Annotated in this window: 12 protein-coding genes; 7 read left to right on the top strand and 5 right to left on the bottom strand. The window is 70.2% G+C overall.

What is annotated here, in order from left to right; genetic code table 11:
* The 3 genes from ACFWY6_RS19050 to ACFWY6_RS19040 form a co-directional block, all read left to right on the top strand.
* Positions 1-726 (top strand): polysaccharide deacetylase family protein (locus ACFWY6_RS19050; RefSeq protein ID WP_384691557.1); only part of this gene is annotated, 726 nt, incomplete at its 5' end.
* On the top strand, positions 726-1,913 hold the full coding sequence (locus ACFWY6_RS19045; RefSeq protein WP_384691555.1) for a YncE family protein: 1,188 nt from the start codon (positions 726-728) through the stop codon (positions 1,911-1,913). The genes ACFWY6_RS19050 and ACFWY6_RS19045, both read left to right, overlap by 1 nt.
* A 101-nt stretch (positions 1,914-2,014) precedes the next feature.
* Positions 2,015-2,569: a glycoside hydrolase family 25 protein gene (locus tag ACFWY6_RS19040; protein WP_384691552.1), complete on the top strand. Its 555-nt coding sequence runs from the start codon at positions 2,015-2,017 to the stop codon at positions 2,567-2,569.
* An 8-nt stretch (positions 2,570-2,577) separates the two neighbouring features.
* On the opposite strand, the gene ACFWY6_RS19035 is transcribed toward ACFWY6_RS19040, so the two are convergent.
* Positions 2,578-3,012: an endonuclease domain-containing protein gene (locus ACFWY6_RS19035; protein ID WP_384691549.1), complete on the bottom strand. Its 435-nt coding sequence runs from the start codon at positions 3,010-3,012 to the stop codon at positions 2,578-2,580.
* A 386-nt stretch (positions 3,013-3,398) separates the two neighbouring features.
* Positions 3,399-4,370 (bottom strand): zinc-dependent alcohol dehydrogenase family protein, encoded by a 972-nt coding sequence (locus ACFWY6_RS19030; RefSeq protein WP_384691547.1) that lies wholly within the window; start codon positions 4,368-4,370, stop codon positions 3,399-3,401.
* A gap of 137 nt (positions 4,371-4,507) precedes the next feature.
* Between ACFWY6_RS19030 and ACFWY6_RS19025 the strand changes: the two genes are divergently transcribed.
* The 3 genes from ACFWY6_RS19025 to ACFWY6_RS19015 all read left to right on the top strand — a co-directional run bounded on the left by ACFWY6_RS19025 (position 4,508) and on the right by ACFWY6_RS19015 (position 7,273).
* Positions 4,508-5,428, top strand: a complete 921-nt coding sequence (locus ACFWY6_RS19025) for an AraC family transcriptional regulator (RefSeq protein ID WP_384691544.1) — start codon at positions 4,508-4,510, stop codon at positions 5,426-5,428.
* 64 nt (positions 5,429-5,492) lie between these two features.
* The gene (locus tag ACFWY6_RS19020; RefSeq protein ID WP_384691542.1) at positions 5,493-6,173 is read left to right on the top strand and encodes an RNA polymerase sigma factor; all 681 of its coding nucleotides are present in this window, start codon (positions 5,493-5,495) and stop codon (positions 6,171-6,173) included.
* The gene (locus ACFWY6_RS19015) at positions 6,170-7,273 is read left to right on the top strand and encodes a CU044_5270 family protein (RefSeq protein WP_384691539.1); all 1,104 of its coding nucleotides are present in this window, start codon (positions 6,170-6,172) and stop codon (positions 7,271-7,273) included. Before ACFWY6_RS19020 ends, ACFWY6_RS19015 begins: the two co-directional genes overlap by 4 nt.
* Here ACFWY6_RS19015 and ACFWY6_RS19010 read toward each other — a convergent pair.
* On the bottom strand, positions 7,237-7,692 hold the full coding sequence (locus ACFWY6_RS19010; protein ID WP_384691537.1) for an ABA4-like family protein: 456 nt from the start codon (positions 7,690-7,692) through the stop codon (positions 7,237-7,239). The genes ACFWY6_RS19015 and ACFWY6_RS19010 overlap by 37 nt on opposite strands.
* Complete coding sequence (locus tag ACFWY6_RS19005; RefSeq protein ID WP_384691534.1) at positions 7,689-8,657, bottom strand: hypothetical protein; 969 nt, start codon at positions 8,655-8,657, stop codon at positions 7,689-7,691. The genes ACFWY6_RS19010 and ACFWY6_RS19005 overlap by 4 nt, the downstream gene beginning before the upstream one ends.
* Before the next feature lie 126 nt (positions 8,658-8,783).
* Between ACFWY6_RS19005 and ACFWY6_RS19000 the strand changes: the two genes are divergently transcribed.
* Positions 8,784-9,482, top strand: coding sequence for a MerR family transcriptional regulator (locus ACFWY6_RS19000; RefSeq protein ID WP_384691531.1), 699 nt, complete (start codon positions 8,784-8,786; stop codon positions 9,480-9,482).
* 1 nt (position 9,483) lies between these two features.
* On the opposite strand, the gene ACFWY6_RS18995 is transcribed toward ACFWY6_RS19000, so the two are convergent.
* Positions 9,484-10,176: a FadR/GntR family transcriptional regulator gene (locus tag ACFWY6_RS18995; protein ID WP_384691529.1), complete on the bottom strand. Its 693-nt coding sequence runs from the start codon at positions 10,174-10,176 to the stop codon at positions 9,484-9,486.
* Between the last annotated feature and the right edge of the window lie 218 nt (positions 10,177-10,394).

Genomic DNA, 10,394 nt, shown 5'->3' with positions numbered 1-10,394 from the left:
GCGGGCGCGCGCGCCGGCTGGTCCCCCGCGCCGGCCCCCGCCCCCGCGCCCCCCCCCCCGCCCCCACCGCCCGGCGCCCCCCCCGCCGCCCCGGCGCCCGCCCCCGCACCCCGCCGCTTCCCCGGCCTCCCCGACCAGATCGCACACAGCCCCCGCGCCCGCCCCCAGGTCGCCCTCACCTTCCACGGCCAGGGCGACCCCGCCATCGCACGGTCCCTGCTCACCATCGCCGAGCACGCGGACGCCAAGATCACCGTCCTCGCCGTAGGCAGCTGGCTCGACGAACACCCCACGCTCGCCCGCCGCATCCTCGACGGCGGCCACGACCTCGGCAACCACACCCACCACCACCTCACCATCAACGACATGACCGAGGCCGACGCCCGCGCCGAGATCACCGGCTGCGCCGAACGCCTGCGCCGCCTCACCGGCTCCATCGGCACCTGGTTCCGCCCCTCACGCGCCCGGCGGGCGACCCCCCTCGTCGCCCGCCTCGCCCACCGCGCCGGCTACCCGCACGTCCTCTCGTACGACGTCGACTCCCTCGACTTCACCTCGCCGGGCGCCCCGGCCGTCACCCGCAAGATCGCCTCAGAGGTGCGCGCGGGCTCCGTCGTGAGCCTGCACTTCGGGTACGCGGACACGGTCGCCGCGCTCCCCGCCGTCCTGGAAGACCTCGACCGCCGCGGCCTGCGCGCGGTGACGACCACGGAGCTGCTGACCTGATGACCCTCCACCTCGACCTCACCCGCCGCACCTCGGCGCTCATCGCCGCCGGTGCCGTCGTCGCCGCCGCACTCGCCGGCTGCGGAACCGAAACCCGCGAGAACGAAGCACTCAGCACAAAGGGCGTCCAGAAGCCCGCCAAACCCAAGGTGGCGCCGGGCCTCCCCGGTATGCCGCCGGTCCTCGACCCCAAGGACGTCTACGCCGCCGACCGCCCCAACAAGCTCTCCCCGGTGGTCAAGGACTTCCCCTCCCGCGTCTACGTCCCCAACACCAACTCCAACACCGTCTCGGTCATCGACCCCAAGACGTACCAGGTCATCGACACCATCGACGTCGGCATCCAGCCCCAACACGTCGTCCCCTCCTGGGACATGAAGACCCTCTGGGTCAACAACAACCGCGGCCACACGCTCACGCCCATCAACCCCAAGACCGGCAAGGCGGGCAAGCCGGTCGACGTGCACGACCCCTACAACCTCTACTTCACGCCCAACGGCAAGTACGCCATCGTCATGGCCTCCATGGACCGCGAACTCGTCTTCCGCGACCCGCACACCATGAAGAAGGTCAAGACCGAACCGGTCAGCTGCTACGGCGTCAACCACGCCGACTTCTCCGCCGACGGCCGCTACTTCATCGTCTCCTGCGAATTCTCCGGCGAGCTCCTGAAGGTCGACACGGAGAAGATGAAGGTCATCGGCCAGCAGAAGCTGCCCTTCGACGGCGCCATGCCGCAGGACGTGAAGGTCTCACCCGACGGCAAGACCTTCTACGTGGCCGACATGATGGCCCACGGCATGTGGGTCCTGAGCGGCGACAAGTTCGACAAGCCGAAGCTCCTTCGCACCGGCAAGGGCTGCCACGGTCTGTACGTCAGCCGCGACTCACGCGAGATGTACGTCTCCAACCGCGGCGAGGGCACCGTCTCCGTCTTCGACTTCCCCAAGAACAAGCTCACCAAGAAGTGGAAGCTCCCCCAGGGCGGCAGCCCCGACATGGGCGGCGTCTCCGCCGACGGCAACACGCTCTGGCTGTCCGGCCGTTACGACTCCGAGGTGTACGCCATCGACACCCGCACCGGCGTCCAGACCGCCCGCATCCCCGTCGGCGGCGGCCCGCACGGCCTCGCCGTCTACCCGCAGCCGGGCCGCTACTCACTGGGGCACACGGGGATCTTCCGCTGAGTCCACCGAGCCCGAGTCATTCAACGGTTGACGACCGCGGCCACCGGGAACGGGGAGGGTAGATCCACCGCCCCGTTCCTCTGCCCCACAGGAGGCCGCGCATGATCCGAGGCATCGACGTCAGCTCGTACCAGTCATCGTTCGACACGGACGGCCTCTCCTTCGTCATCATCAAGGCGACAGAGGGCCGTTCGTACATCAACCCGAGACTGACGGCACAGACGAAGCTGGCACGGGACGGCGGCTGCGTGGTCGGCTTCTACCACTTCCTGTGGCCCGGGAACATCACGGCCCAGGCGGAGTACTTCGTCAGCAAGGCCCCTGAAAAGGCAGGGGACTTGCTGGCGGTGGACTGGGAGTGGACGGGGGATCATACGCGCGCGAGCAATGCGGAGAAGGACCGCTTCATTCGGGAGGTGAAGCGGTTGCGGCCGAACCACCGCACCGTCTTGTACTGCAATCGAAATTTCTGGTTGACCTACGACAGCACCTCGTACGCCGGTGACGGCCTTTGGATCGCCGACTACGTGACGGCGGGCAAGCCGCGCATCAAGGCGAACTGGCGGATCCACCAGTACACGTCGACGCCGCTGGACAAGAATGTGGCGGATTTCGAGAGCAAGCAGGCGATGAAGGAGTGGGCCACGGTTGATTGACGGTCGACCTACGTCCCGTCCGCCGCGAGCGGTTCCTCCCGGAACCGCTTTGCGGGCGGATTGTCGATGTAGTTATTCAGCAGGGTGAAGGTGCGCAGCTGGGCGGGAAGCGCCTCGTACCAGGCGAGCCCATATGCATTGCAGTTCGAGCAGACGAGGCCGCGTACGCAGGCGCCGCAACTCCTTCCGCCTGCGCAGCAGCCGTGGTCGTGGTCAATATCCGGGGCTCGTGTCTTTGCCGCTTCGGCGGATCCACATATCGCGCAGCGCTCGCCCTGGTATCGCCATAGCTGGTCGAGGAATTCCTTGGTCACGTTGTAGTGGCTGAGCTGGACCCGCTCGGAGTTGCACGGCTTGCAGTAGGGCCTTGGGAGTCCTGAACCTTTGATCGTGGAAAAGTCCTCTACTGCCTTGCTCTCGCCACACTCGATGCACTCAGCCATTCCGGTTTCCAGCAGTACTTTGAGTGAGACGTTGCCTCGCCTCCTTCGCAGTGGGCCCAGCGGCCTCCCGGAACTCTGTTGCTGGTAGTGAGCCGCGCAGAGCCCGCGGGCACTCACGGCCCTGTCGCAGTCATCGAAGCCGCACCTTCGGAAGACCCTTGGCTTTGAGCGTCGGTGATCGATGGGGGTCAGAGCCTTGCCTCGCTGAAGCTGCCTGTAGTGGGAGTTGCACAACCCTTTCGTGAAGTTGTGCTCATCGGAGGACCGGTCGCAGGTCCACTTGTCTCCGGCAGCCGAACAGATACGCATGGATCGATCAACGAACCGATTGGAGCGTGGGTCACAGCGGTTCCCTGTTAGGCCAGGGAGGTGGCACGGGAGTTCGATCAGACCCGTACCACGATCTTGCCGGTATGCGTGTTGGACTCCATCAGGCGGTGGGCGTCCTGGATGCGGTCCAGGCCCTCGAAGACCTCGGCGATCACCGGGCGGAGTGTGCCGTCCGTGAGGCCCGAGTTGATGTAGGCGGCCGCGCGGTCGCGGCCCTCCTGCGTCTCGGTGACCATCGGGTTCCCGTAGCCGTGGACGGACAGGGGCCAGTTCATCGGGAGGGTCGTGGGGCGGGCGTCCAGCCAGCCGTAGATGACGAGCTTGCCGTTGCGGACCAGCGCCTCGCCCAGGGCCTGGAAACCCGGGCCGCCGATCGCGTCGAGCACGATGTCGGCGCCCCGGCCGTCGGTGAGGCGTTGGGTCTCCTTGACCACGTCCTCGCGGTCGCTGACGATGACGTGCTCGGCGCCCAGGTCCAGGAGCTGCTGCCGCTTGGCCTCGGTGCGGGTGGTGGCGATCGGTACCGCGCCCGCGCGGCGTACGACCTGGATGGCCGCGGTGCCGACGCCGCTGGACGCGCCGGTGATCAGGACGTGCTGGCCCGGCAGCAGCCCGGCGGTCGGGAGCAGCGCGCCGTACGCGGTGGAGTACGTGACCCAGACGGCGGCCGCGGTCACCGCGTCCACTTCGGCGGGGCGCGGGACGACGGCGCTCTGCGGCAGCAGGACCAGCTCGCCGTACACGCCGTGCGCGCTCAGTTCGGTGTTCGCCGCCGTGAGGACGGTGTCGCCGGGGGTGAAGGCGGTCACTCCCTCGCCGACGGACTCGACGGTGCCCGCGGCCTCGTAGCCGTTGCGGGATGCGGGCAGGGTCGGCTGGTAGTAGTAAGTGCCCGCGCGGAGCAGGGTTTCGGCGCGGTTGAGGCCCAACGCCTCGACGCGGATGCGGACTTCGCCCGGTCCGGGGGCGGGGATCTCCACGGCGTGGATCCGCATGACCTCGGGGCCGCCGATCTCGTCAAAGAGCATGGTACGAGCGGTGGTTGACGCAGCAGTTGTTGTCATGCGGGAAACGCTAGGCGGGCTCTGCGAGACGAACCATGCCTGCTGCTCTCGCTTTTATACCCGTACGTCTCGCGGGGTGTGGCGCGCGCTACGGTACGGACATGGACGTACTCAGCGACGCGATAGCCGCCATGCGGACGGGGCGGCCGCACTCCTCCCGTACGGACAAGGAAGCGCCCTGGGGGATGCGGTTCGCCCCTTCGAACGGCGCCGGGTTCCATGTGGTGCTTCAGGGTTCCGCCTGGCTGCTTCCGTCGGGTGACGGGGCGGAGCCGGTGGCGCTCGGGCCCGGTGACGTGGTCTTCCTTGCGCACGGGCGCGGGCACGGTCTCGCGAGTGCGCCCGATGCCCCGCTGGTGGATTTCGCCCTCGCCCCGGACGGCTCCTGGCCGAAGACGGAGGGCGACCGGGCGGCGAGCACCGTGCTGCTGTGCGGGGCCTACCAGTTGGACCGGGCGCGCGCCCATCCGCTGCTCGCCGAGCTGCCGGAGGTGGTGCATCTGCCGGCCAGGGTCGGGGAGCATGCCTCGCTGAGGTCCGCCGTGGAGCTGCTCGGTGCCGAACTGGCCGACGCGCAGCCGGGGTCGGACGCCGTGATTCCGGCGCTGCTCGACACGATGCTGCTGTACATCCTGCGGGCGTGGTGGCTGCGCGAGCAGGCCGCGGGGCATGCGACGGGCTGGGCCGCCGCGCTGCGGGACCCGTCGGTGACGGCCGCGTTGTACGCGATCCATGACGACCCCGCGAGGCCCTGGACGGTGGAGGAGCTCGGGGCGCGGGCGGGGCTCTCCCGCGCGGCGTTCGCCCGCCGGTTCGCGGCGTCCGTGGGGGCGAGCCCGCTCGCGTATCTGACGTGGTGGCGGATGACGACGGCGGGCCGGCTGCTGCGCGAGGAGGATCTGCCGCTGCGGCAGATCGCCGAACGGGCGGGCTACACCTCGGAGTTCGCGTTCTCCAGGGCGTTCAAGCGGGAGTTCGGGGTGGCGCCGGGGCAGTACCGGAGGGTTCGGGCCGCCGGGTAGGGCGTACGCGGCATCGTGTGTGTGACCAGGGGCACAGGAACTCTCCCGGGGTCGCGGAGAGGTCATGGGTGTGAGTCCTACTGAACTGGGAGACGGCATCCATGCACGGATACGGGCCGGGGAGCGGGAGGCGTTCGGCGAGCTGTACGAGGCGTACGCGCGGACGGTCTACAACCACGCCCTGCGGCTGACCGGCGACTGGTCGACCGCGGAGGAGGTCATGTCCGAGACGTTCCTCGCGGCCTGGCGTACCCGGGAGCGGCTCGATCCGGACCGCGGTTCGCTCAAGCCGTGGCTGCTCGGCATCGCGACGCACAAGGCGCAGAACGCCAATCGCGGTCTGCGCCGGCGGCTCGCCTTTCTGTCCCGGCAGCCGTCGCCGCCCCAAGTGGCGGATTTCGCCGAGGAGTCGGCGGGCCGGCTCGACGACGCACGGCGGCTCGCGGCGGTGCACGGCGCGCTGCGCCGGCTGCGGCGTCCGGAGCGTGAGGTGCTCGTGCTGTGCGTGTGGTCGGGGCTCGACTACGCGCAGGCCGCCGAGGCGCTCGGGGTGCCGGTGGGCACGGTGCGGTCGCGGCTCTCGCGGGCGCGGGCGCGGCTGCGGCGGCTGAGCGAGGACGCGCTGGACGCGGAGGCGGGAGAAGTGACCGGTGTGAGGGAAGTGACGGAACCGCTCCGTGGTCGCGGAGAGGTAGAGAGTGAGGCCGCGTTCGCGGCCCTGCCCCTGCGGGAGGAATTCCGATGAACGCCGCCACCCCCTCTCGGGGAGAGGCCGAGGCCGAGGTCGAGGAACTGGCCGGTCTTCTGCCGGAGTCGGCCGAGGAGGAATGGGAACTTCCGCCGGGCCGACACCTTCACCACAAGGACCTCCTGATGCAGCAGATCGACCGTGACACCACCCCCGTTTCCGTATCGCCCCGTCGGCGGCTGCTGCGTCCGGCGGTGCTGATGCCGGCGGCCGCCGCGCTGGCCGTGGCCGGGATCCTGGCGGCCACGCTCCCTTCCGGTGACGCCGACGGCGTACGCGACATGGGCGCGGCCCGGGGTGCGGAACAGGGTGCGGCCGTCACCCTCGACCGGATCGCCACAGCTTCACTGAAGGCCGACACGAAGCCGGTGAAGGACGGCCAGTTCGTCTACGTCCGCAGTCTGGTCCGGGCGAACCAGGGTGAGTTCAACGGTCCTGTGAAGCTCGGCGCCCCGCACAAGCGGGAGGTCTGGATGTCGCAGAACCCGGCGCCCGTCACGGACATCGGCATGATCCGCGAGAGCGGGAAGGGGGTGCCGATGTCCGGGCAGGACGTGCCCGTCGAGGCGTCCGCGGAGGACGGTTCCGACGACACCGGCGCCATCCCCCCGGGCCCCGACCGCCCCACGTACGCCTGGCTCGCCTCGCTGCCCACCGACCCCGACGCCCTCCTGAAGAAGCTGTACGCCGAAACGCGGGTGAGCGATGGGCGGGAGACGAAGGCGCAGGCCGTATTCGACAAGATCGGCGGCCTGCTCGCTGAGACGATCATGCCGCCGGAGAACGCCGCCGCCCTCTACAAGGCCGTCGCGAAGCTCCCCGGTGTGACCGAGGTGCCCGACGCGGTGGATGCGGCGGGGCGGCACGGGATCGGCATCACCATCGATGAGTCGGCGTACGCGACGCGCAGCGAATGGATCTTCGACAAGAAGTCGTTCGCCTACCTCGGCTCACGCGGCTACATGACCAAGGACCACAAGCCGGGCGGCAAGCCGGGAGATCAGGGGAATGCCGAGGTTCTCTACAGCAGTGACGCGGTCCTGGACCGCGCGGTCGTCGATCAGCGCGGCATGGAACCCACCAGCGGCCGCGGCTGATCACGGTTCGCCCGCACGGCCCGCAGCAGCAGGAAGAGCAGCAGCCCGAAGGGGGAGAGGAGAATCGTGAAGACCAGGAGCGGGCCCATGACCAGCGGGTGGATGCCGATGCGCCGGGCCTCGCGGTACATCCACTGACCGATCAGCAGGTCCCAGGCGATGACCTGGGCCCAGATGGCGCCCGCCCCGTCGGCGTGGACGAGCAGTTCACGGAAGCCGTCGATGTCCGGGCTGCTGACCGCGGCCCAGAGTTCGGGGAAGACGGGCAGGGCCATCGCGGCGTACACGGCGAGGATCGGGACGACGGTGAGGGGTGACGTGGCGATGCGGTCGGTCGTCCGCCACCCCGGCGCGAAGATCATGAGCAGCCAGACCGGGGCGGCCAGACAGAAGGAGAGGTCGAAGAGGAAACCGGTCATGCCACGAGCTCCTTGGTGTCGTTGGTTTCATCAACTGCCGGGTCCTGCACGGCTGTTGTCGGGGTGAAACGCAGTGCCCCGTACGTCCCCGCGGCCGTGGCGGCGACGATCAGTGCTGTCGCGGCCAGCGTCGCGCCGTCCGGGTGGATCAGCGGCTGGCCGCGCAGTGCCTGCCAGGTGACCAGGGCGAAGACGGCGGCGTAGGCGCCCGCGGCGACGAGGACGAGGCGCAGCCTGACCCGTTCGTCCGCGAGGCGGGTGAACCGCGGGGCGAGCGCGAGAAGCCCCATGAGCAGCAGCGGGAGCAACTGCAGCGCGTGCATGCCGAAGAAGTGCGGGATCCGCAGGTCGCCGCCGGTGGTGGACCAGCCGGTCAGCGGCATCGAGGGGCCGCCGTCGGGCACGCCGACGCTGTGGGCGCCGACGACCGGGGAGCTGCCCCGCACCTGTCCGGGCGTCGGCTGGGTCATACCGAACCCGATGGCGGCGCCGGCGAGCGCGAGGGCGATCCCGCACCGCATCGTCCAGGCGGAGGCGCGGTCGGGGATGCGGGCGCGCAGCAGCAGGACGGCGACGGCGAGGGTGGCGAGCCACAGGATGACGACGCTGACGGCCATCACGTTGTACAGCGCTTCGTCGAACGGCGTCGCGTGGTTGAAGTGGCTGCGCTTCCCGCGCACCACCTGCCCGGTGATGACCACCATCTCGATGACGCTGGTCAGGGCGACCACCGTGCCGGCCCACCAGCCGGCCCTGCGGCCCCGGTCGGGCATCGACAGCATCCAGGCGAGGGAGGGTGCGAAGCCGATGAACGAGACCGCGAACTTGAACGGCTTGGCCCAGATGGGCGCGCCCACCAGGGCCCGGTCGTCGACGACGAGTCCCACCGCGGAGACGACGGCGAGTAAGGCCATCGACGCGGCGAACAGCATGAGTGGCCGGTGCCATGAACGCCATGAAGACATAGGGGTCCCCTTGTCGGGAGGGTGGTTCTACGAAATATGGATAGTGGCGCTGTCCGCTATCCGATAGCGCCACTATCTATGATGGGTGGCGAGGATGGCAAGGGCGGAGAGAAGCGATGAGAAGCGATGAGCGGCGATGAGAGTGGGCGGGCCGTGCGTATTGGCGAGTTGAGCCGCAGGACCGGCGTGCCGGTGCCGACGATCAAGTACTACGTCCGTGAAGGGCTGCTGCCGCAGGGCGAGTTGAGCAGCCCCAACCAGGCGCACTACGGCGAGGCGCACGAGCGCAGGCTGCGGCTGATCCGCGCGCTGCTCGACGTGGGCGGCCTGAAGGTGGCCGCCATCGCGGAGGTGCTCGGCGCGGTCGACGATCCGGGGCGCCCGCTGCACAAGGTGCTCGGCGCGGCGGCGGACCGGCTCGGCACGGCGGGCGCCGCCGACGACGACGCCGAGGCGCGGGCCGCGCAGACCGCCGTCGGGGAACTGATCGCGCGGCGCGGCTGGCGCGCCCATGAGTCGAACCCCGCGGCCGACGACCTCTCACGCGCCCTTGCCGCCATGGGCCGGGTGGGCCACGGGGCGTTCACGGAACTCCTCGACGAGTACGCCGACGCCGCCGAGATGGTGGCCCGCGCCGACCTCGGCTATGTGAACCGCCGGGTCGCGGTCGAGGACCTGGTGGAGAGCGTGGTGATCGGCACGGTCCTGGGGGAGGCGGTGTTCAACGCCATGCGGCGGCTCGCGCACGTGGATGCGTCGGCGCGGTTGTACGGGGCCGACGGTGCGGGGCGGGGGGAGGCCGAGGGGTTGGGGGGCGGGGGCTGACTCAGCCGCGGGTCGGCAACCGCCGCAGGGTTTCCTGGAGTTCGGCCTGGGACACCCGTGCCGCCTCCTCCGCGTCCCGCGCCTCGACGGCCCGTACGAGGTCGGCGTGCGCGGCGTCGCCGGGGTTCGGCTCGTCGGCGCGTACGCCCGTGAGGTGCACGAGGCTGATCAGGGCCTCCCGCAGCGCGGGCATGAACTCGGCGAACAGGTCGGTGAGGACGGGGTTGTGGGCCGCTGTCACCACCGCCGCGTGCAGCGCGATGTCGGCGTCGATGAACGCGGCGTCGCCCGCGGTGGATGCGGCCCTGCGGGCTTCGAGTGCGGCCCGCATCGCCGCGATGTCCTCGTCGGTGCGGCGCAGCGCGGCGAGCCGCGCGGCCTGCACCTCCACCAGCATCCGCACCTCGTACGCGTCGGTGACCGCCGCCTGCCGCAGTCGGGTCGGCCAGTCCATGACCTCGTGCGTCGCGATGACGAAGACGCCGGAGCCCTGGCGGGGCTGCACGAGCCCGGCGCCGGCGAGCGCGCGCAGGGCTTCGCGGACGGTGGAACGCCCGATGCCGAGCTCCTTGGCGAGGGTCGTCTCGCCGGGGAGCTTGCTGCCGATGGGCCAGTCGCCGCCGGTGATCTGTTCGCGCAGGCGGGCGGCGGCCTGTTCGACGAGGGGGCTGGGGTGGAGGGAGTTCAGAGGCATTGCGGGGCACCCGGTATTTGTCTGAGGACCACTTGTCTGGGAAGTACTTGTCTGAGGACCTGAGGTGTGGCTAGTGTAGCCGCGTGATCTTCTGCGGTCTCCTTCTTCTCGGCTGCCGCGGCGGGGCCTGAAGCGACCGGCACCCCCCCGCGGGGGGTGGGGCTGGCCGGCGCGCGGGCCGCCCGGCGGCGGGTGGGGGTTGTGATGACAGGGGCACC

It is taken from the genome of Streptomyces sp. NPDC059037, from assembly GCF_042740015.1.
GTDB lineage: Bacteria > Actinomycetota > Actinomycetes > Streptomycetales > Streptomycetaceae > Streptomyces.
Note: the sequence above shows the minus strand (reverse complement) of the source record. Positions and strands in the feature narration are given on the sequence as shown.